The following is a 20,210-nucleotide window of genomic DNA, read 5'->3' on the forward strand; positions in this document are numbered from 1 at the left end:
GTCACGTACAGGAACCCCACCCTCAGGTCACAGAAAATCGGTTGATCCCACGTATTAGCCTAGAAGGGATGCCTCCCGATACGCACAAACCTCGCCGTCCCCTGCTGTCTTCCAACTCCCTGTGGCGGATGAAGCATTATCTCCGCCCCTACGTCGCCAGACTGGTCGTCATCTGGCTGACCGCGCTCGTGGGTGTCGCCCTCGTCATCGTCTTCCCCCTCATCATCGAGCAGGTCATCGACGGGCCCGTCAGGCAGCGTGAACCCGGCGCGCTGCTGCCCCTCGGGCTGCTCGCGATCGGCGTCGGCGCCCTGGAGGCCCTGCTGATCCTCTTCCGGCGCTACATCCAGGTCAAACCGGTGCTCGGCCTGGAGACCGCCGTCCGCGGCGACCTCTACGGGCACCTGCAGCGCCTGCCCATGGGCTTCCACGGAGACTGGCAGTCCGGGCAGCTCTTATCACGGGCGACGACCGACCTGTCGACCATCCGCCGCTTCCTCGGCTTCGGCGCGCTGTTCCTGGTCATGAACGTGCTGCAGGTCGTCACCGTCACCGTGCTGCTGCTGAACAAGTACTGGCCGCTCGGCCTGCTGGTGATCGCCTCGGTGGTGCCGATCGTCTGGACCTCGCAGCGCTTCGAACGCCGCTACATCAAGATCTCCCGCCAGGTCCAGGACGAGCAGGGCGACCTCGCCACGCTCGTCGAGGAGTCCGCGACCGGCATCCGCACCATCAAGGCGTTCGGCCGCCGCCACCACGTCTACGACCGCTACGACGACGCCGCGCGCAAGGTGTACGACTCCTCGATGGCCAAGGTGCGCCTGTCGGCCAAGTTCTTCTCCTTCCTGGAGATCGTCCCCAACATCACCCTCGCCCTGGTGCTACTGATCGGCGCGCTGGCGGTCGGGTCCGGCGCGCTGACCCTGGGTGCGCTGATCGCCTTCACCACGCTGATGCTGCAGCTCGTCTGGCCGGTGGCCAGCCTGGGCTACCTCCTGGTCATGGCCCAGGAGGCGATGACCTCCGCCGACCGGCTCATGGAGGTCATGGACACCGTCCCGGCCATCGAGGGCGGCTCAAAGACGATCGACGAGCCCTGCGGCCACCTGCGCTTCGAAGGCGTCGGCTTCCGCTTCGCCGACTCCGAGGAGCCGGTGCTGCGCGACGTCTGGCTGGACGTCCGGCCGGGCGAGACGATCGCGATCGTGGGCGCGACCGGAGCGGGCAAGACCACGCTGACCGCGCTGGTGCCCCGCCTGATCGACCCCACCTCCGGCCGCGTCACGATCGACGGGCACGACGTGCGCGACCTGGACCTGAAGACCCTGCGCTCGGTGGTCGCCACCGCGTTCGAGGAGCCCACGCTGTTCTCCATGAGCGTGCGCGAGAACCTCAAGCTCGGCCGGCCCGACGCCACCGAGGAGGAGCTGGCGCAGGCCGTGCAGACCGCGCAGGCCATGTTCGTCTACGACCTGCCGTGGGGCCTCGACACCCGCATCGGCGAGCAGGGCCTGTCGCTGTCCGGCGGGCAGCGGCAGCGGCTCGCCCTGGCCAGGGCGGTGCTGAGCAACCCGCGCGTCCTCGTGCTGGACGACACGCTGTCCGCGCTCGACGCCGAGACCGAGGCCCTGGTGGAGGAGGCGCTGCGGCACGTGCTGCGCGACGCGACCGGCATCGTGGTCGCCCACCGCGCCTCCACCGTGCTGCTGGCCGACAAGGTCGCGCTGCTGCGCGACGGCACCATCACCCACGTCGGGCAGCACCGCGAGCTGCTGGCGCGGGTGCCCGAATACCGCGAGCTGCTGGCCCAGGACGCCGACTTCGACGACGCCTCGGAAGGAGCGCTGCGATGACCACGACGGTCCAGGAGAAGAACGGTTCCTGGCGCGGCGTCGCCTCCGAGGACCAGGACGAGCTGACCGAGAGGGTGACCGTGCTGCTGCGGGCGCGCTCGCGGCGGCTGCTCGGCGACCTGCTCAGGCCGTACCGGAGGAAGATCGCAGCGCTCGTCCTGATCATCGTGGTCTCCAACGCGGCCGGGCTGTCGATCCCCTACCTGGTCTCGGTGGGCATCGACCACGCCATCCCGCCGCTCACGAACGGCTCCGGCGCCGGGGTGCTGGTGACCGTGGTCGGGGTGATCCTGGCCGCGGCCGTCACGCAGGCGGTCACCCGGCAGGCGTTCCTGCGGCTGATGGGCGCGGTGGGGCAGAGCATCCTGCTGACCCTGCGCCGGCGGGTGTTCGACCACTTCCAGCGGTTGTCGCTGAGCTTCCACGAGCGTTACACCTCGGGCCGGGTGATCTCCCGGCTGACCTCCGACATCGAGGCCATCGCCGAGCTGGTGCAGTCGGGCTTCGACGCGCTGGTCAAGGCCGTGCTGACGCTGGTGGGCACGGCGGTGCTGCTGCTGGTGCTGGACGTGCACCTCGGCCTGGTGGCGCTGATCCCGCTGCCGCTGCTGCTGCTGTTCACCAAGTGGTTCCAGCGGCAGTCGGCGCTGGTCTACCGGCGCACCCGCGAGACGGTCGCCCTGGTCATCGTGCACTTCGTGGAGTCGATGATCGGCATCCGCGCCGTGCAGGCCTTCCGCAGGGAGCCGCGCAACCAGGAGATCTTCGAGCAGCTCAACGACGACTACCGCGAGGCCAACGCGCGCAGCATGTACCTCGGCGCGACGTTCATGACCGGCGTCAAGCTGATCGGCAACATGACGATCGGCGCGGTGCTGCTCTACGGCGGCTATCTCGCCCTGCGCGGCGAGGTCAGCCCCGGCGTGCTGGCCGGCTTCATGCTGTACCTGCGCCAGTTCTACGAGCCGATGCAGGAGATCAGCCAGTTCTACAACACCCTCCAGTCGGCCGGCGCGGCGCTGGAGAAGCTCTCCGGCGTGCTGGAGGAGGAGCCCGCCGTGCCCGAGCCGCGCGAGCCGAAGGCGCTGCCGGGCGGCAGGGCGCGCGGCCAGGTGCGCTTCGACGGCGTCGAGTTCGCCTACGTCAAGGAGATGCCGATCCTGCCCCGCCTCGACCTGACCGTCCCGGCCGGGCAGAGCGTGGCGCTGGTCGGCGCGACCGGCGCGGGCAAGACCACGCTGGCCAAGCTCATCTCGCGCTTCTACGACCCGACCGGCGGCCGCGTGCTGCTCGACGGCGTCGATCTGCGGGACCTCGACGAGCCCACGCTGCGCCAGGCCGTGGTCATGGTGACGCAGGAGAACTTCCTGTTCGACGGCACGGTCGCCGACAACATCAGGTTCGGCCGACCCGAGGCCACCGACCGCCAGGTGCGCGAGGCGGCCAAGGCCATCGGCGCGCACGAGTTCATCTCCGGCCTGCCCGACGGCTACGACACCGAGGTGGGCAAGCACGGCGGCCGCATGTCGGCCGGGCAGCGGCAGCTCGTCGCGTTCGCGCGGGCCTTCCTCGCCGACCCGGCGGTGCTGATCCTCGACGAGGCCACCTCCAGCCTCGACGTGCCGAGCGAGCGGCTGGTGCAGCGGGCGCTGCGCACGATCCTGGCCGAGCGCACCGCGCTGATCATCGCGCACCGGCTGTCGACCGTGGAGATCGCCGACCGGGTGCTGGTGATGGATCGCGGGCGGATCGTCGAGGACGGGCCACCCGACCAGCTCATCGCCGCCTCGGGCCGCTTCGCCGGCCTGCACCGCGCCTGGCTGGAGAGCCTGAGCTAGGAGCGCGGCCCCACGCCGGGCTGGAGCGCCTGAGCTAGGAGCGCGATCCCGCGCCGGGCTGGAGACCGAGCTACGAGCGCGGTCCCGCGCCGGGTGAGCCGGGCGCGGCCCGCGGCCGAGGGCCGCGCCCGGCTCCGGTCCGGCCTGGCGCGGCGCTGGGCCCGGCCGGAGGTCCCGGCTCAGGGGTGCGGGCGGGCCACGGCGACCACGCTCGTGTACAGCTCGTACCCCACGAACAGGGCCAGCGGCACGCCCAGCGCCACCAGGAGCCGGCCGGGCAGGTGCGTCCGCGCGACGGCGGGGCTCCTGACCGGCAGCGGCGCCGGCGCCGGCACGAAGACCGGCGCCGGCTCGGGGTCGAGCGCGGGCACCAGCTCGGGATGGCGGGTGGAGTACCCGGAGGGGAACCAGGTCACCCCGTACGCCCCGCAGCACGGGCAGCAGGCGCCCGACCACGGCGGCGGCACGGGAACTCCCGAGCTGAGCCAGATGTGGCCCTCGTTGCCGTAGGCGTCGGTGAGGCTTCTGACGACGAAGTCCTCTTCCCAGACGTGAAGGCAGCGAAGGCATTGGAAAGGCCATGTCTCACGGGTGTCGAATCCGTCGGGCACCAAGACCACCCCCGGCTGTCGGCCGCCATGTCGCCCTGAGTGTCCGTCCGGTTACGTTCTTCCCGCAAGACGCGCTTTCTGACACCGGACGCCAGGTAATTCTCACCAGGAGTCAAGCGTCGAGTCAGCTCCGGGTCAGTACAGTGGCCCGCGCACCGGGCTGAGCAGCGGTGTCGCGTCGGGCGCGCCGGGCTCGGCCTGCGCGGTCAGCTCCGGATGGTGCGACAGATAGCCGTCCGGGAACGTGGTGCTCTGCTGGCAGCCGCACTGCGGGCAGACCGCGCCCGACGACGGCGGCGGCGCGGGCAGCCCGCCCCGCAGCCAGACCTCGCCCGCGTTGCCGTGATCGTCTTCCTCGTGCCGGACGGTGTAGTCCTCCTGCCAGACGTGCCAGCAACTACGGCACTCGAAAGGCACGCTTCTTCGTGTTTCTTCCACTTGTGGTCACCCCCTGATTCCGAGTGTCCGCCTCCCTCTCGGATTCCCGCAACCAGGCTCATCGAACGGTGAGCACAAAGGTCAAAGCGCCCGCGACCACGCTCAACGTACCGAGCCAGGCGAAAACGGCGTCAAGCCCGGCGTCCAGCGGCCTGCCGGCGTGCAGCGCCGCCTGCACCCGGCGGAAGCGCACCCGGGTCCTGATGAGCAGTACGCCGCCGCAGAGCGCGGCCAGGGCGAAGCCGACGATCGCGGGCGCGGGCAGGCCGTAGCGGACGGACAGCCCGGCCGCGCCGAGCCCGCCGGTGGACAGGGCCACGGCCGTGCGCACCCAGGCCAGGCGGGTGCGCTCGCTCTGCAGGCCCTGGTCCCAGATCTCCTCTTCGGCCGTCATGCGAGGTCAGGCGGACAGGATGATGAGGACCAGGGCGACCACGGCCACGGCCGCCACGCCGTAGCCGAAGACGGCCGCCAGGGCGGGCGGCGGGAGCGGCGCCTGCTGCCGCAGCGCGCGCTGGATGTTGCGCCAGCGCGGGTAGGCCATGCCCGCCGCCAGCGCGGAGAGGGTGACCAGCACGATGGCCAGCCCGGTACGGATCCACGGCACGAACACGTCGGACGGCACCGCCGCCATGGCCACCCCACCCGCGCTGAGCGCCAGCGCCGTGCTCAGCCAGGTGAGGAAGGTGCGTTCGTTGGCCAGGGTGAAACGCGGGTCGGGTTCCATGAAAAAACGGTAATTCGTCCCCTTTTCCCCTAGAGAAGCCGGGATTGTCGTAGCGGCTCAACCGCCACCCCAGGCCGGGGCGACGTGCGCGAGCCGGCCGTCACCCCAGACCTGGTCCCATGCTCGGCTCAGCCGCCACCGCAGGCCTGGGCCACTTCCTTCACGTAGGCCGCGCTCTCGGTGCCAACCTTCTGCACCGCGTCGACGGCGTCGTTGACGTCGTTGACGGTGATGCCGGTCAGCGTGGCGGCCATGCTGTCGGTGGCCTCCTTGAGCGTGGTGTTGGCGGCCTGGTCGGCCACGCCGTTGAGCTTGCCGGCGGCGTCGTCGATGGCCTTCTCCATGGCCTGCGGGTCATTGGTGAGGCCGGCGATCTGCGTGCCGAGCTCGGTCACGATCTTGGGGGCTTCCAGGCAGGCCTGGGCCCTGTCGATGGTGTTGTTGACGTCACTGCAGCCGGCCGCGAGGACACACGAGGCGAACAGTGCCAGGGGCACGAACCGGCTTTTGAGATGGCGCATACCTCGACACTACCCAAGACCGCGGCCACATGCTGTGACCGAGCGCATCACCTCCGCGACCGTCTGTGCTCACGGACCGCGACGGCCCGGGGCCTCGGGGCGACCGCCGGGAGGGTCAGGCCAGGGCCCGGAGCCAGTCGGTGAGCAGCCGGTTGACGTCGTCGGGGCGTTCCTGCTGGACCCAGTGGCCGCAACCGTCGAGGAGGTGCACGCCCGACATGCCGGGCATGGTCTGCGGCAACGCCTTGATGGCGCCGCCCATCCAGGTGGTGGTCTCGTCGAGCGCGCCGCCGATGAACAGCGCCGGCTGGGCGATCGGCGCGCCGTCCCAGGCGGCCAGGTCCTCCCAGTCGCGGTCCACGTTGCGGTAGCGGTTGAGCGCGCCGGTCAGGCCGGTGCGCTCGAACTCCCCCGCGTACACGTCCAGGTCCTCCTCGCTCAGCCAGGACGGCAGGCCATGCTCGGGGAAGCGGTCGCGGAGCCTGCCCCCGGGGGACACGAACGCGGCGCCCCCACCCTCCGCCGACAGGGCGGCGTAGCAGCCGGCCAGCCAGCCGCGCACGTCGGGCTCGATCTCGGCCTCGGCCCGCCCGGGCCGCTGGAAGTAGCTGACGTAGAACTCGTCGTCGCCGCCGAACGCCGCGAAGCCGTCGGTGGGCCGGTGCGGCCCGCGCGGGGAGTAAGGGACGCTGAGCAGCGCGACGGCCCGGAACAGGTCGGACCGCAGCAGGGCGCTGTTGGCGGCGATCGGCGCGCCCCAGTCGTGGCCGACGACCACCGCCGGGCCCCCGCCCAGCGCCCGCACGACGGCGGCGTTGTCGGCGACGTGGGCCAGCATCCGGTAGTCCTCGACCCGGGCGGGCGCGGACGAGCGGCCGTAGCCGCGCACGTCGATGGCAGCCGCCCGGAACCCGGCGGCGGCGATGGCGGGGAGCTGGTGCCGCCAGGAGTACCAGGACTCGGGGAAGCCGTGCACCAGCAGGACCAGCGGCCCGCTGCCCTGCTCGGCCACGTGAATGCGGCCGCCCGGCACCTCGACCAGCCGATGGGTGACGTTCTGTGACATGTGTCCCGGCCTCCTCGCCTCATACTGTTCAGGGACGTCTGGCACTATGCGGCCGGACGCGCGCGGAACGCGAACCACGTTGCCGTTCCGGCAAGGCCGCCTGCCGCCCATCCTCCCCCACAAGGCCGTGACCAGCGTTCATACCGGAACCGATATCGACTGCTTCGCGATATCGCTATTAGACATCCGCTGATCGCGCGTGCTTTGCTCCTGCCCTCTGACCGATCGCACGACAGCGAGGACACCGCGATGCGACACCTTCGCGCCCGGCGCCACCCGGCCCGCGGCCGGGCGAGAACCCTGACGACCGGGGTGACCGCCCTGACGATCTCCCTCCTGGCGGGCGGCGGCCTGACCGCGGGCCCGGCCACGGCCGCCACCGGCACCACCGGCACCACCGGCACCACCGGCACCACCGGCACCGCTGCCACCACCGGCACTATCGCCACCACTGGCACCGCTGCCACCGGCATCAGCACCACCACCGGGGCGGTCACGCCGGCGTCGCCGGCTCCGGCCCCGACCGCCACCGCCCGCGCGGCGGCGTCGGGTCAGGCCCGGGTGACCAGGGAGCTGCGCGCGCTGGAGGCGTCCTTCCAGGGCCGGATCGGCGCGTACGCCATCGACACGGCCACCGGCAGGACGGTCGGCTACCGGTCGGGCGAGCGTTTCCCGTTGCTGTCCACGTTCAAGGCCCCGCTCTGCGCCGCCGCGCTGCACCGGGCCCGCACCGCCGAGCCGGGCCTGATGGACAAGGTCGTCACCTGGACGACCGGCGACCTCAAGCGGAACTCGCCCACCACCGAGAAGCACGTCGAGGACGGCCTGAGCGTCTCGCGGCTGTGCGAGGCGGCCATCACCGAGAGCGACAACACCGCCGCGAACATGGTGCTCAAGCAGATCGGCGGGCCGGCCGGGCTGACCAGGTACTTCCGCAGCCTCAAGGACCCGGTCTCCCGCCTGGACCGCTGGGAGACCGAGCTCAACGACTGGACGGCCAGGGAGCGGCGCGACACCACCACGCCCGCGGCCGCCGCCCGTGACCTGCGCGTGCTCACGTCCGGCGACGCGCTGCACGCCAAGGACCGCAAGCGGTTCAACGCCTGGCTGATCGCGAACAAGACCGGCGACGCCCGCATCCGCGCCGGTCTGCCCAAGACGTGGACGATCGGCGACAAGACGGGCACGAACGGCGAGATCGGCGGGGCCAACGACATCGCCGTCGCCTGGCCGTCCGGCACCTCGCAGGCCCCGATCATCCTGGCCGTCTACACCAACCGCGAGGTCGCCGCCGCCGACGACGCGGCCGTCGCGAAGACCGCCACCATCCTGGCCCGCGGGCTCGGCAGGCTCTGATGTCCGGACGGGGGACGACGACACCGAGCAGGGGGAGCAGCACGATGCCGCGCAAGAGGACGACGCGCAGGGGGACGATGGTGGCCCGCCTGGCCGGGGCGGGCGCGGCGGCGGGCCTGCTGGTGGCCGCCATCGCGATCCCGGCCGTGGGGGGCGCGGGAATCGGGCTGGTGACGGCGGCCGAGGAAGTGAACCTCAAGCCGCTCGACCTGGCCGAGCCGCCGCCGGCCGAGGTCACGATCGTGCAGGACGCCAAGGGCGGCGAGATCGCCCGCTTCTACGAGGAGTACCGCGAGGTCGTCGGCTTCGACGAGATCTCCGAGACGATGAAGACGGCGATCGTGGCGATCGAGGACTTCCGCTTCTACGAGCACGGCGCGATCGACATCGAGGGCACGCTGCGCGCGCTGGCCACGAACCTGTCGTCGGGCAAGGTGAGCCAGGGCGGGTCGAGCATCACCCAGCAGTACGTCAAGCAGGTGCTGCTCAACTCGGCCGACACGGAGGAGGAGCGGAGCGCGGCCGTCGAGGCGAGCTACGCGCGCAAGCTCAACGAGCTGCGGTACGCGATGGGCATCGAGGAGAAATACACCAAGGACCAGATCCTTGAGAAATATCTGAACATCGCATACTTCGGCGCGAGCGCGTACGGGGTGGAGGCGGCGGCCCGGCGCTTCTTCGGCGTCTCCGCGGCCGACCTGACCCTGCCGCAGGCGGCCACGCTGGCCGGCGCCGTCCAGGACCCGAACGCGACGGACCCCAACCTGGGCGGGAAGCACCGCGAACGCCTGCTGAAGCGGCGCAACGTGGTGCTGGACCGGATGGCCGAACTGGGCAAGATCACGACCGCGGAGGCGGCCGAGGCCAAGGCCACCAGGCTCGGTTACCGGGGCACCCGGATTCCCGGCGGCTGCGAGAGCAGCAAATATCCGTACTTCTGCCTCTATGTTCGTCACGAGATCCTCAGCAACCCCGACTTCGGCCGCACGGCCAAGGCCCGCCTGGCGATGCTCAACCGCGGCGGCCTGACGATCAGGACCACCATCGACCCGGCCATGCAGCGCGCCGCCGACCGCGCCATCCGGCGCTACGTCAACCCGTCGGACCGCCCGGTCGCCGCGCAGGCCCTGGTCCAGCCCGGCACGGGCGCGATCAAGGCGATGGCCGCCAGCCGGCGTTACGGGACGAACGCCGGCAAGAACGAGATCTCGTACAACGTGGTCGCGGACGCCGCGCACGGCGGCGGGATCGGGTTCCAGCCGGGCTCGACGTTCAAGACGTTCACGCTGATCACGGCCTTGCAGGAGGGCATGAAGCTGGACGACGGGCTCACGGCGGGGGCGGGTTACCGGGCGCCGGCGTACTCGACGTTCAAGAACTGCGCGGGCGAGAACATCGGCGACCCCACCCACACCGTCACCAACGACGAGGGCACGCCCGGCTGGAAGACGCTGCGCAGCGGCACGTGGTCGTCGGTGAACACGTTCTTCATGATGCTGGAGGAGCGGGTCGGCCTCTGCGACACGGTCAAGACGGCCAAGGCGCTGGGCATCAAGCGCGCCGACGGCAAGAAGCTGCAGGAGTACGAGACGTTCACGCTCGGCATCAACGAGTCCGACCCGGTCACGGTGGCCGCCGCGTACGCGGCGATCGCGGCGCGCGGCACGTACTGCGCGCCGATGGCGATCAGCCGCATCACGGACCGGGACGGCAAGACCACCCCCTACCGGCCCAAGTGCCGCCCGGCCCTGGACCCGGGCATCGCCGACGCGACGGCCGAGGTGCTGTCGGGCGTGTTCACGGAGGGCACGATGAGCGGCGTGGGCGGCATCGGCCGGGACGCCGCCGGCAAGACGGGCACCACCGACGACTACGCCTCGGCCTGGTTCGCCGGCTTCACCCCCGACCTGGCGAGCGCCGTGAGCCTCGGCGACCCGCGCGGCTCCCAGCGCCACAAGCTGACCGGCGTCACGATCGGCGGCCGGTACTACGGGGCGGTGCAGGGGGCCAGCATCCCCGGCCCGATCTGGAAGGACACGATGGTGTCGGCGCTGCGCGGGGTGCCGGCCACGCGGTTCACGCCGATCGACTCGGCGCGGTTCGAGGGGTGCGGCGAGCACTGCCGGCCGCAGACCTCCTCGAAGCCGGGCACCGAGTCGGACAGCGAGTCGGACACCGGGCCGGGCACCGAGCCCGACGCGGAGACGACCATCCTGCCGGAGGACATCCTGGAGTAACCCCTTCCCTTCGCCCTCGCCCTCGCCCTCGCCCTCGCCCGAGCCGGGGGCGGGGGCGGGTGCGGGTGCGGGGCGGGATGGAGGGCGAGGGCGGGATGGAGCGGGCGTGAGGCCGGGGTGAGCATGCGCCATGACCTCCCCGTCAGTCGAAAGATGTAGCCCGATCTCCTCAAGGGGCAGGAAGCGCCATGATCAGGCACGTCACTACAGTGGCGACGTATCCCGACAACCGAGGTAGGGTCCTTCATGGCAGCCGCCCGCAAGACGCTCCTGACCGGCCTGGCCACCCTGGCGATCGGTGCCGCGCTGTGGACGTTCGGCAACGACGACGGGTGGCACGTGATCGCACCCACCAAACTCGGCATGGTGCTGATGATCCTGGGCGGTCTGGAAGCGTTGTACGGCCTCTACAAGTCCCGCCGCGACGCCTCCTGAAGCGGCGAGGCCAGGGCAGAGCCGGGACCGGACCGGGACAGCGCCGGGACAGAGCCTGGACAGGGCCGGGCGGAGCAGCGCGTGCGGGACTGAGAACCGCCGGACCAGGAGCACGTGGCGGGGAACCGCCGGACCGGGAACGCCGACCGCGACAAAGACCCCGCCATCGAGCAGACTGATCGGGTGACAGACGCCACCCGGGCCAAGACCGAAGCCAAGATCAAGGCCGAAGCCGAGACCGATGCGGAGCCCCAGGCCGGAGCCGAGACCGATGCGAAGGCAGAGACCGAGGCCGAGCCCATACCCGCCCCTCTGCGCGCCGCCAGGTTCATCATGACCCCGTAGGCACTCTCAGGGGCTCGAGGGCGGCCAGGACGAGGTCGAGGCCGAAGGTGAACTCCTCCGCCGGGTCGTAGCCGGCAGCGGCGAGCACCGCGGCGGACTCGTTGAGGTAGGGGAACTCGTCAGGAGGAAGCTGGGGCAGGAAGACGTCCTTGGCCATGTCCGCGAACTCATCGGCGGTGTCGAACGGCAGGCCGGCTTCCTGCAGGGCGAAACCGTAGACATAGCTGTCGAGCAACCAGTTGGCGTGCGTCGCCATCAAGACCGGGAAGCCGGCCCTTCGCAGGCAGGCGGTGACCGCTTCGCGGTGGCGGAGGTTCGCGGGCCCCGGCGATGTCCGCGACTCCATCAGGCCGATCGCCCACGGGTGGCGGGCGAGAACCTGTCGGGCGGATACCGCCCGACGTCGCATCGCTGACTGCCAGTCGGCCTCTTCGGGCGGGAGCTCGATCTCCTCGAACACGAAGTCGATCATGGCGTCCAGCAACTCCTCTTTGCTCGCCACGTAGTAGTAGAGCGACATCGCGCCCGCGCCGAGCGCGCCGGCCAGCCGGCGCATGCTCAGCCCTCCGACCCCCTCGCGGTCGGCGAGACGGACCGCCTCGACCACCACCCGTTGCTTGCTCAGCGCCGCGTCTGACGCCACCTGGCGTTGTTCCCTCGCAGACACGGGTCTCCTCTCGCTCGCCCGCCGGGCTTGACAATCGTCCAGCGTGCGGTCATGGTACAGCGTACTACTCGTAGTACAGCGTACGACGTACGATGTACGAACCAGCGAAAGTCGTAGCTCGGACGTGAGGCTTCTGTGGGAATCGAACAGCGATCGAGTGCCGGAGTACGCCTGGCGCCGGGGGCGAGTCCGCCGGGGCGGCGACGATGCGGGCCGCCGACCGGCACCGCTACGGCCTGCCCTCAGCGCTCGAAATCGTCCGAGGTCCGGGCTACCGCTGCCCGGTCGAGGCGATGTGCTCGTCCAGGTGGGCGCGGCCTCGGTACATCCCTGCCGCCACTCCGGCGGAGGGACCGCTCCTCTCGAAAGAAGAGCCGATGACCATCCGAACGAAAACCCCGAACCCGCTCGACACCCCGCCGGTCCCCGTGCAGGCCAAGCTCGCCGCCGCATGGACCAGCTTCATGTTCCTCTACATCTACGTCGACTACTTCCACCTCCACAAGCCCGGCGTCATCGACAACCTCCGCGCCGGCGTCGTCTTCGAGTTCGACATCAGCCCGACGTTGTTGACCGTGATGCTCGCGTCCGTGGCGATCCCGGCCCTGATGGTGATGCTCTCCATGACGCTGCCCGCCCGGGCGAACCGCGCCACGAACCTCGTCGTTGCATCGCTCTACATCCCCTACTCGGTGTTCAACGCGGCAGGGGAGTCCTGGAACTGGGCCCCCTTCTACGGCCTCTCCATCGGAATCGAGGTGCTGCTCCTGGCCTTCATCCTGCGCTCCGCCTGGGCCTGGCCGCGAACTCCCGCCGTCCCAGCCGATCCCGCGACGACCGGCCTTCGACAGGACCTTCGACAGTAGGTGTCCGTGGAAAGCCCTACGGCGTGAAGCCCGCCGCCGCGGACACCGGGCCGACCGTGACCAGCTCAGTCGCGGTATACGCAGAGAACCTGCTCACGAGCGGTCCGGTGTCCGCGCCGGCCGCGCCCGTAGGCCGAACGGTGGCTGACCGACCAGCAGACCTCATCCAGCCAACCGCAGCAACGAAAGGGGCGAGCACGAAACCTGCCGCAGCGCGGAACCTGCTCGTCTGTCCGGCTGTCCGCCGGTCTCAGGACGACCGGCTGGGCACAGCGTCTCAGCTGTTCCCGCGACGACGGATGCAGTTCTGGATCACGCCCCCGACCTATCCGGGCCCGCACGGCGAACACCAACCGCTTTACCCCCGCGCCGGACGGGGTAGCGCCAGGATCATGCGCATCGCCACGCTGAACCTCTGGGCCCGGCACGGTTCCTGGCCCGAGCGCAGGGACGTGCTGATCGCGGGGCTGCGCGCCCTCTCCCCCGATCTCGTGGCCTTCCAGGAGTCCGTCGTGACGGACGACTACGACCAGGCCATCGACCTGCTCGGCCCCGGCTACCACGTCGTCCATCAGAGCGACGGGGAGGCCGACGGCACCCGGGCCTCGATCGCCTCCCGCCTGCCCCTGGCCGCGACCCGGCAGCTCCGGCAGGTCGTCACCCCGCGCGTGAATCCGGCGGAGTTCTCCGGCTGGGCCGGCCTCGCCGAGGTGCTCGCACCGGAGCCGCTGCTGTTCGTCAACCACAAGCCCTCCCACCGCCTCGGCCACGAGCGCGAGCGCGAACTGCAGGCCGTACGGACGGCCGAGCTGATCGAGGAGGTGCTCGGGGACCGGCGGATGCACGTGGTGGTGGCCGGGGACTTCGACGCGCCACCGGAGTCGGCCTCCGTCCGCTTCTGGAGCGGCCTGCAGTCCCTGGAGGGAGTGAGCGTGGCCTACCGCGACGTGTGGCAGTGGGCGCACCCGGACGACCCCGGGCACACGTTCACGCCGGTCAATCCCCTGGTGCGGGGCGGAAACTGGCCGTTGGAGACGGGCCGGCGCATCGACTACCTCTTCGTACGCTGCCACGGGAACGGGCCGACGCTACGGCTCGTGAACTGCCGCCAGATCTTCGACCGCCCGGTGCACGGCGTCTGGGCCTCCGACCACTTCGGACTCGTCGCCGACCTCGAACCACTCCCCCCGTCCCCCTCCACCGCATGACCACCCACCAGTTGGAGGACCCGCTACGCCGGTCCCTCCTCCTCGGCGGACAGCACCCCGACAACCCGCTGCACGCCGGCGAGCAGGGAGGAGCACGAGCGCGGGCCGGGACGGCGTCCCGCCGCTCGATGGATCAACGATCTCGTCGCGGCCGGCCCTTCAGGCGAACAGGGCCGGTGGATCAGGGATCACCCGACGCGCTCCCTGGAAACCCTTTCGGGATGGGCTTCCGATGGGCCCGGTCGGTATTCGGTATAGGGGATCGGGGCGGGCGAGAGCGCCGCAAGGCGCGTACGGGGCGGGCTTCCAACGGCCCGCCCGGTAGACGGGATCGGGGCGGGCGGCCCCCGGCCGGAATCGGCGTGACAACCTGGACATAGGATTTCGGACATGGCAATTTGCGAGCATCTTTCCCAGGCCGGCGACCCCGCCGCCAAGACGCCCGAGGGCTGCGAGGAGTGCCTGGCGGCCGGCGGCAGGTGGGTGCACCTGCGGCGCTGCCTGGAGTGCGGCCACATCGGGTGCTGCGACTCCTCCCCGGCCAAGCACGCCACCCGGCACTTCCACGACACGAACCACCCGGTGATCCAGTCGTTCGAGCCCGGCGAGAACTGGCGCTGGTGCTTCGAGGACAAGCAGATGGGCTGACCCGCCGTCCACGACTCCGCCGCCCGCGACCCCACCGCCCGCGACCCCACCGCCCGCGACCCCGCCGCCCGCGACCCCACCATCGACGACCCCGCCGCCCCTTCGGAACCTCCGCCCAGGGGTCCGGCGAGGCCGGGAGCCTCAGCGTTCGAGCATCGCCTCTTCGAAGTCGAGCTGGGCCATCACCTCGCGCAGCACCTCGTCGTCGAGGCGGCGCTCGTCGCGCAGCCGGACGAAGACCCGGCGCTCGGCCTGCAGCATCTCGCGGCGCAGCCTGCGGTAGAGGGCGCTGGGGGTCTCCGCGCCGCCCTGCCCGGTGCCGCCGCCCAGCCGCTCCCACGCGGTCAGCGAGCGGCGCCAGGACTTCTCCCTGAGCTGGTCGATCACCTGTTTCTGGATCTCGTCGGGCTCGCCCTGCTCGCCGACCAGCCGCTCCAGCTCCGCCAGGCCCGCCTCCAGCGCCGCCTGCTGGGCCGCCGCCTCGGCCAGGCGGTCTTCGTACTGCTCCTGCTCGCTCGACACGCGCAGCCGCCTGATCAGCGCGGGGAACGTGGTGCCCTGGATGAGCAGCGTGCCGATCACCGTCGTGAACGTCAGGAACAGCAGCATCGCGCGGTCCCGCTCGGGCACCGAGGGCGGGATAGCGAACGCGGCCGCCAGCGACACAACGCCGCGCATGCCGGCCCAGCCGAGGATCACCGTCTGCGCCACCGTCGGGCCCGCGTCGCCCCTGCGCAGCGCCTTGACCACGAAGGTGACCGCGAACACCCAGACGAACCTGCTGACGATCGTCACCGCCAGCACCGCGGCCGCGTAGCCCGCCACCGCCCACGGGCTGTAGCCGGTGATGCCCTCGATCACGGTCACGAGCTGCAGCCCGATCAGCGCGAACACGATGGCCTCAAGGAAGAAGTCGGTGACCTTCCACACCGCGTCGGACACCAGGCGGGTGCCGAACCCCCGCAGGTGCATGCGGTAGCCGAGGTAGAGGCCGACGATCACCACCGCGATCACGCCCGAGGCGTGCACGGACTCCGCCGCCAGGTAGGCGGCGAACGGGATCAGCAGCATCAGCGTGTTCTCCACCAGCGAGTCGCGGGTGTGCCGGAAGATCCAGGCGAACACGAAGGCCAGCGCCAGCCCGATCCCGACGCCGGCCACGGCGGCGAACAGGAACTCGTAGACCCCCTCCCACAGGCTCACGGCGCCGCCCACGGCCGCGCCGATGGCCACCCGGTAGAGGGTGAGCGCGGTGGCGTCGTTGAACAGGCTCTCGCCTATGAGGATGGTCAGCGACACGCGTGGCAGGCCCAGCCGCCGCCCGACCGCGACGGCGGCCACCGCGTCGGGCGGGGCGATGATGGCGCCGAGCGCGAACGCCAGCGCCAGCGGCAGGTCGGGCAGCAGCAGGTGGACGACCAGCCCGACGACGGCCGTGGTGAACAGCACCAGCCCGATCGACAGCAGCCCGACCGCCCGCTTGACGTCACGCAGCCGCAGGTAGGAGCTGTCGAGCGCGGCGGAGTAGAGCAGCGGGGGCAGGAAGACGTAGAGCACCAGCTCCGGCTCCAGCGGCACCGCGGGCACCAGCGGCGAGACCAGCAGCCCGGCGGCCACCAGCAGCAGCGGCGCCGGCCAGCCCCGCCGCCGCGCCACCGCCGCGACGCCGATCGCACCTGCCGCCAGCAGCAGCAGTTGCAGGCCCGTGGTGGGGTCCACCCGCGGCTCCTCCCGTCCCGGCCCCGTCGTGTCGGGGTGCGATCGCCTCAGTGGGACGCCGTCGTCGGAACGGGTGAAACGACCGCCTCAGCTCGATCGTCCCGCCGTGAGCGTACCGGGCGCGCCGGGATGGCAGGTCACCACTCCCTGCGGTCGCTTCTCTCGTGGTAATCGGGCTGCTCGGGGCGCAGGCGCTCGCCCGTGGAGAACATGGGGTCCCCGACGTACGGGCGGGACATGTCCGCGTCGGGCTGCTGGTACTGGTCCTGCGGCGGGTACTGCTCCTGCGCCTGATAGGGGTCGCGGGGCTGGTACGGCTCCTGCTGCTGGTACTGGTCCTGGGGCGGGTACTGCTCCGGGCGGCCGAGCGCCAGCAGCGGGTCCACCGGGTTGGGCTGCGGGCTCTGCTGCTGGTAGGAGCCGTAGTCGTCGCGGGCGGGCTGTGCCTGCTGGGGGGCCTGCCTGCGGCGGCCCGCGCCGGGGATGCCGTGCATGGGCGTGCCGAGCCCGGCCGCGCTGGGCTGGGGCTGCGCCTGCTGGTAGCCGTCGGAGTGCCTGCCGCCGTACGGGTCGGAGGGGTACGGGTCGGGCGGATACGGCTGCTGGGCGGCCCCCTGGTACGGCTCCGACGCCTGGGAGGGGAAGCCGAGCGGGTCGGTGCTCAGCGGCGACGGCCGGCGCTGGTCGCCGGGGAGCTGGTAGACGGGCTCGTTGTCCACGTACTGGGGGCCGGTGAAGGGGTCGGGCTGGGCGGCCGGCTGCGTGTAGTGGGGGCCGCTGAGCGGGTCGGCGGTGTACTGCGGGCCGCTGAAGGGGTCGCCGGTGTACTTCGGCTGCGGGCCGGTCGACTCGATGTACTGCGGGCCGGTGAAGGGCGAGCGCTGGTCGCCGTAGGCGGGCGTGGCCTCCCTGGACCCCGTGGACGGGGACGCGCTCTCGCCGTAGGGGTCCCTGGGGCCCGTGGTCTCGCTGTAGGAGGCCACCAGCTTGTCCTGGTGCGGCGTGGTGCTCCTGGCCACGAGGACGTCGTTGGGCGACAGGGCCGCCGTGGGCCGCTCGTCGAGCTGCGGCTGCGGCTGGACCGGCTGGGGCTGGACGTGCTGGGGCGGGCGATGGTAGGTGCCGGTGCCGGGCATCACCTCGGTGCCCGGGTCGTGGTCGTGCTCGGGCAGCTCGGGCTGCTCGCCCGTGGCCTCCGCGAACCCCTCGTCGAGGGTGTCGAGCAGCCGGCCGACGTCCTCCATCGGCATGCGGAAGCTCGCTGTGCACATCTCGCCGCGCCACAGGCTGAGGACCAGCGTTCCCTCATGCCATGTCACGCGGAGGCACCGCTCCTGACCTCGTGCATCGAAGAAGACTTCGCCGAACGACGGCAACGGGACAACTTCCGACATGGAGGACATACTGCTTTAACCAGCCTTTATTCGTCCACTCAACCCCGGAAAACCCTAGGGAACCGGCCTTCCCACCTACACCCGGAACCCCTGCGGTCACAGGCGGTGAACGCCGCCGCGGCCGGTTGGAGTTCCGATCGCCCAGTGTGCCACGCAACCCGGCGATAGTGCCCCGGAACGCCGGGATGCGTCTGGGTGATCACACCGCGTTCGGCGCGGCGGCCCCGGAATGCGGGTACCGTTTACTGCCGTGCCGGACTCCCATCTCCCACCAGTGGACGAACTGCTCAGCATCGCGGTCAACGCTCTCGGAGGGAGCGAGCGGCAGGGCCAGCTGACCATGGTCAGAGCCGTGCAGAAGGCCATCGACGACGAGGAGCATCTGGCCGTCCAGGCGGGCACCGGCACCGGCAAGTCGCTGGCCTACCTGGTGCCGTCGATCCGGCACGCGATGGACAGCGACACCCCCGTCGTGATCTCCACGGCCACCATCGCGCTGCAGCGCCAGCTCGTCGACCGCGACCTGCCCCGGCTGGCCGAGGCGCTGGCCAAGGAGCTGCCGCACGAGCCGACGTTCGCCATCCTCAAGGGCCGCCGCAACTACCTGTGCCGCTACAAGGCCACGGCGGGCTGGCCCGAGGATGACGAGCAGGACCAGCTCTTCGACCCTCGCGAGGTCAGCGCGACCGGCCGGATGGTGCAGCGCATCCAGGAGTGGGCCGAGGAGACCGAGACCGGCGACCGCGACGAGCTGGTGCCGGGCGTCAGCGAGCAGGCGTGGCGGCAGTTCTCCGTCAGCGCCCAGGAGTGCCTGGGCGCCACGCGCTGCCCCAGCGGCGCCGAGTGCTTCGCCGAGCTGGCCAGGGCGCGGGCGGGCGAGGTCGACGTGGTGGTCACCAACCACGCGCTGCTGGCCATCGACGCCATGGGCGACCTGCCGGTGCTGCCCGAGCACGACGTCGTGGTGGTGGACGAGGCCCACGAGCTGGTCGACCGGGTGACCTCCGTGGTGACCTCCGAGCTGTCGGAGTCGTCGGTGATGCTGGCGGTGCGCCGGGTGGGCCGGCTGATCGACCAGCCCATCGCCGACCAGCTCATGGAGGCCGGCGAAGACCTTAAGGCGCTGCTGGCCGCCGCCCCGCCCGGCCGCATCGACGAGCTGCCGCAGGTGCTCGGGCTGACCCTGCAGCTCATCCGCGACACGGCCTGGCGCTGCATCACCGCCATGGGCCCGCGCGGCGCCGACAAGGACGACCCGGACAAGGCGGGGCAGCGCAAGGCGGCGTTCACGGCGCTGGACGAGGTGCACGACACCGCGGTGCGCATGCTCGACGCCTACGGGCACGCCTCCGAGGCCGACCGGGCCGAGGTGGTCTGGCTCGACGCCGGCACCGACCGCCGGCCGCCCGCCCTGCGAGTGGCGCCGCTGAGCGTCAGCGGCATGCTGCGCGACAAGCTGTTCGGGGAGCGCACGGTGGTGCTCACCTCGGCCACGCTGGCGCTCGGCGGCACGTTCGACGCGCTGGCCGCGCAGTGGGGGCTCGGCGACGGCAAGGGCTGGCAGGGCATCGACGTCGGCTCGCCGTTCGACCACCCGCGCGCCGGCATCCTGTACGTCGCCAAGCACCTGCCCCAGCCCGGCCGTGACGGCCTGCCGCAGCAGTACCTCGACGAGATCGCCGAGCTGATCGAGGCGGCCGGCGGGCGCACGCTGGGCCTGTTCTCCTCGATGCGCGCCGCCAAGGCGGCCACCGAGGCGCTGCGCGAGCGGCTCGACGTGCCGCTGCTGTGCCAGGGCGACGACTCGACGATGCTGCTGGTCAAGCAGTTCGCCGAGGACGAGCCCACCTGCCTGTTCGGCACGCTGTCGCTGTGGCAGGGCGTCGACGTGCCGGGGCCGTCGCTGCGGCTGGTCATCATCGACCGGGTGCCGTTCCCGCGCCCCGACGACCCGCTGACCTCGGCCAGGCAGCGCCACGTGGCGGCCAGGGGCGGCAACGGGTTCATGGCGGTCGCGGCCAACCACGCGGCCCTGCTGCTCGCCCAGGGGGTCGGCCGCCTGCTGCGCGCCCAGGACGACAGGGGCGTGATCGCGGTCCTCGACCCGCGCCTGGCCACGGCCCGCTACAGCGGCTTCCTGCTGGGCTCCCTGCCGCCGTTCTGGCGCACCACCGACCCGGCCGTCCCCCGCGCCGCCCTCAAGCGCCTGTCGTCCACCTCTTCCTGAGCGCGAAGGCGTCCGTCCGGGGCGGGCGCCGCCCCGGACAGGCCGCGAAGCGGG

Annotated in this window: 19 protein-coding genes; 10 read left to right on the plus strand and 9 right to left on the minus strand. The window is 71.4% G+C overall.

The window, feature by feature from the left end:
* The first annotated feature begins 128 nt into the window (after positions 1-128).
* Together IO39_RS32725 and IO39_RS32730 are read left to right on the plus strand one after the other, a co-directional pair.
* Entirely contained in the window at positions 129-1,853 is a 1,725-nt protein-coding gene (locus tag IO39_RS32725; protein WP_084773875.1) for an ABC transporter ATP-binding protein, read from the plus strand.
* Positions 1,850-3,691 (plus strand): ABC transporter ATP-binding protein, encoded by a 1,842-nt coding sequence (locus tag IO39_RS32730; RefSeq protein ID WP_043631207.1) that lies wholly within the window; start codon positions 1,850-1,852, stop codon positions 3,689-3,691. The genes IO39_RS32725 and IO39_RS32730 overlap by 4 nt, the downstream gene beginning before the upstream one ends.
* Before the next feature lie 179 nt (positions 3,692-3,870).
* Here IO39_RS32730 and IO39_RS32735 read toward each other — a convergent pair whose 3' ends face one another.
* From IO39_RS32735 to IO39_RS32760, 6 genes are all read right to left on the minus strand, one after another.
* A complete protein-coding gene (locus IO39_RS32735) occupies positions 3,871-4,302 on the minus strand; it encodes a hypothetical protein (RefSeq protein ID WP_157549185.1) in 432 nt (143 codons plus the stop codon).
* Positions 4,303-4,437: 135 nt separating this feature from the next.
* The gene (locus IO39_RS32740; protein WP_043631213.1) at positions 4,438-4,719 is read right to left on the minus strand and encodes a hypothetical protein; all 282 of its coding nucleotides are present in this window, start codon (positions 4,717-4,719) and stop codon (positions 4,438-4,440) included.
* Positions 4,720-4,798: 79 nt separating this feature from the next.
* The gene (locus tag IO39_RS32745; RefSeq protein WP_043631216.1) at positions 4,799-5,134 is read right to left on the minus strand and encodes a DUF202 domain-containing protein; all 336 of its coding nucleotides are present in this window, start codon (positions 5,132-5,134) and stop codon (positions 4,799-4,801) included.
* A 6-nt stretch (positions 5,135-5,140) separates the two neighbouring features.
* Complete coding sequence (locus tag IO39_RS32750) at positions 5,141-5,467, minus strand: YidH family protein (RefSeq protein WP_043631219.1); 327 nt, start codon at positions 5,465-5,467, stop codon at positions 5,141-5,143.
* A gap of 128 nt (positions 5,468-5,595) precedes the next feature.
* Entirely contained in the window at positions 5,596-5,988 is a 393-nt protein-coding gene (locus IO39_RS32755) for a DUF8711 family protein (protein ID WP_043631222.1), read from the minus strand.
* Positions 5,989-6,103: 115 nt separating this feature from the next.
* On the minus strand, positions 6,104-7,054 hold the full coding sequence (locus IO39_RS32760) for an alpha/beta fold hydrolase (RefSeq protein ID WP_043631224.1): 951 nt from the start codon (positions 7,052-7,054) through the stop codon (positions 6,104-6,106).
* A gap of 249 nt (positions 7,055-7,303) precedes the next feature.
* Here IO39_RS32760 and bla point away from each other — a divergent pair, with 249 nt between their 5' ends.
* The 4 genes from bla (at position 7,304) to IO39_RS32785 (ending at position 11,427) form a co-directional block, all read left to right on the plus strand.
* On the plus strand, positions 7,304-8,410 hold the full coding sequence (gene bla / locus IO39_RS32770) for a class A beta-lactamase (protein ID WP_245642437.1): 1,107 nt from the start codon (positions 7,304-7,306) through the stop codon (positions 8,408-8,410).
* 44 nt (positions 8,411-8,454) lie between these two features.
* Positions 8,455-10,647, plus strand: a complete 2,193-nt coding sequence (locus IO39_RS32775; RefSeq protein WP_052423652.1) for a transglycosylase domain-containing protein — start codon at positions 8,455-8,457, stop codon at positions 10,645-10,647.
* A gap of 246 nt (positions 10,648-10,893) precedes the next feature.
* Positions 10,894-11,082 carry a DUF5708 family protein gene (locus IO39_RS32780; RefSeq protein WP_043631230.1) on the plus strand — a complete coding sequence of 63 codons (189 nt, stop codon included), beginning with the start codon at positions 10,894-10,896 and terminating at the stop codon, positions 11,080-11,082.
* A 183-nt stretch (positions 11,083-11,265) separates the two neighbouring features.
* Positions 11,266-11,427, plus strand: a complete 162-nt coding sequence (locus IO39_RS32785) for a hypothetical protein (RefSeq protein ID WP_157549187.1) — start codon at positions 11,266-11,268, stop codon at positions 11,425-11,427.
* Here IO39_RS32785 and IO39_RS58150 read toward each other — a convergent pair.
* Entirely contained in the window at positions 11,414-12,094 is a 681-nt protein-coding gene (locus tag IO39_RS58150) for a TetR/AcrR family transcriptional regulator C-terminal domain-containing protein (protein ID WP_043631235.1), read from the minus strand. The two genes, IO39_RS32785 and IO39_RS58150, sit on opposite strands and share 14 nt — an antisense overlap.
* Positions 12,095-12,471: 377 nt before the next feature.
* Between IO39_RS58150 and IO39_RS32795 the strand changes: the two genes are divergently transcribed.
* The 3 genes from IO39_RS32795 (at position 12,472) to IO39_RS32805 (ending at position 14,816) form a co-directional block, all read left to right on the plus strand.
* Entirely contained in the window at positions 12,472-12,960 is a 489-nt protein-coding gene (locus IO39_RS32795) for a DUF6326 family protein (protein ID WP_043631238.1), read from the plus strand.
* A 392-nt stretch (positions 12,961-13,352) separates the two neighbouring features.
* Positions 13,353-14,168 (plus strand): endonuclease/exonuclease/phosphatase family protein, encoded by an 816-nt coding sequence (locus IO39_RS32800; RefSeq protein ID WP_043631242.1) that lies wholly within the window; start codon positions 13,353-13,355, stop codon positions 14,166-14,168.
* Positions 14,169-14,558: 390 nt separating this feature from the next.
* Positions 14,559-14,816, plus strand: a complete 258-nt coding sequence (locus tag IO39_RS32805; RefSeq protein WP_043631247.1) for a UBP-type zinc finger domain-containing protein — start codon at positions 14,559-14,561, stop codon at positions 14,814-14,816.
* 141 nt (positions 14,817-14,957) lie between these two features.
* On the opposite strand, the gene IO39_RS32810 is transcribed toward IO39_RS32805, so the two are convergent.
* Entirely contained in the window at positions 14,958-16,535 is a 1,578-nt protein-coding gene (locus tag IO39_RS32810; RefSeq protein WP_052423653.1) for a Na+/H+ antiporter, read from the minus strand.
* Positions 16,536-16,672: 137 nt separating this feature from the next.
* Positions 16,673-17,854, minus strand: a complete 1,182-nt coding sequence (locus IO39_RS32815) for a hypothetical protein (protein ID WP_043631250.1) — start codon at positions 17,852-17,854, stop codon at positions 16,673-16,675.
* A 304-nt stretch (positions 17,855-18,158) separates the two neighbouring features.
* Here IO39_RS32815 and IO39_RS32820 point away from each other — a divergent pair, with 304 nt between their 5' ends.
* Complete coding sequence (locus tag IO39_RS32820) at positions 18,159-20,156, plus strand: ATP-dependent DNA helicase (protein ID WP_084773877.1); 1,998 nt, start codon at positions 18,159-18,161, stop codon at positions 20,154-20,156.
* Positions 20,157-20,210: the final 54 nt, after the last annotated feature.

This window comes from Nonomuraea candida, assembly GCF_000725485.1.
In the GTDB taxonomy this organism is placed as follows: Bacteria; Actinomycetota; Actinomycetes; order Streptosporangiales; family Streptosporangiaceae; genus Nonomuraea; species Nonomuraea candida.

What these genes read in the sequence shown, in the direction of transcription:
- IO39_RS32760 (WP_043631224.1), bottom strand. Translation starts at nt 7,054, where the DNA reads ATGTCACAGAACGTCACCCATCGGCTGGTCGAGGTGCCGGGCGGCCGC.
- IO39_RS32775 (WP_052423652.1), top strand. Translation starts at nt 8,455, where the DNA reads ATGCCGCGCAAGAGGACGACGCGCAGGGGGACGATGGTGGCCCGCCTG.
- IO39_RS32750 (WP_043631219.1), bottom strand. Translation starts at nt 5,467, where the DNA reads ATGGAACCCGACCCGCGTTTCACCCTGGCCAACGAACGCACCTTCCTC.
- IO39_RS32725 (WP_084773875.1), top strand. Translation starts at nt 129, where the DNA reads ATGAAGCATTATCTCCGCCCCTACGTCGCCAGACTGGTCGTCATCTGG.
- IO39_RS32755 (WP_043631222.1), bottom strand. Translation starts at nt 5,988, where the DNA reads ATGCGCCATCTCAAAAGCCGGTTCGTGCCCCTGGCACTGTTCGCCTCG.
- IO39_RS32805 (WP_043631247.1), top strand. Translation starts at nt 14,559, where the DNA reads ATGGCAATTTGCGAGCATCTTTCCCAGGCCGGCGACCCCGCCGCCAAG.
- IO39_RS32820 (WP_084773877.1), top strand. Translation starts at nt 18,159, where the DNA reads ATGCGGGTACCGTTTACTGCCGTGCCGGACTCCCATCTCCCACCAGTG.
- IO39_RS32745 (WP_043631216.1), bottom strand. Translation starts at nt 5,134, where the DNA reads ATGACGGCCGAAGAGGAGATCTGGGACCAGGGCCTGCAGAGCGAGCGC.
- IO39_RS32800 (WP_043631242.1), top strand. Translation starts at nt 13,353, where the DNA reads ATGCGCATCGCCACGCTGAACCTCTGGGCCCGGCACGGTTCCTGGCCC.
- IO39_RS32795 (WP_043631238.1), top strand. Translation starts at nt 12,472, where the DNA reads ATGACCATCCGAACGAAAACCCCGAACCCGCTCGACACCCCGCCGGTC.
- IO39_RS32730 (WP_043631207.1), top strand. Translation starts at nt 1,850, where the DNA reads ATGACCACGACGGTCCAGGAGAAGAACGGTTCCTGGCGCGGCGTCGCC.
- bla (WP_245642437.1), top strand. Translation starts at nt 7,304, where the DNA reads ATGCGACACCTTCGCGCCCGGCGCCACCCGGCCCGCGGCCGGGCGAGA.
- IO39_RS32780 (WP_043631230.1), top strand. Translation starts at nt 10,894, where the DNA reads ATGGCAGCCGCCCGCAAGACGCTCCTGACCGGCCTGGCCACCCTGGCG.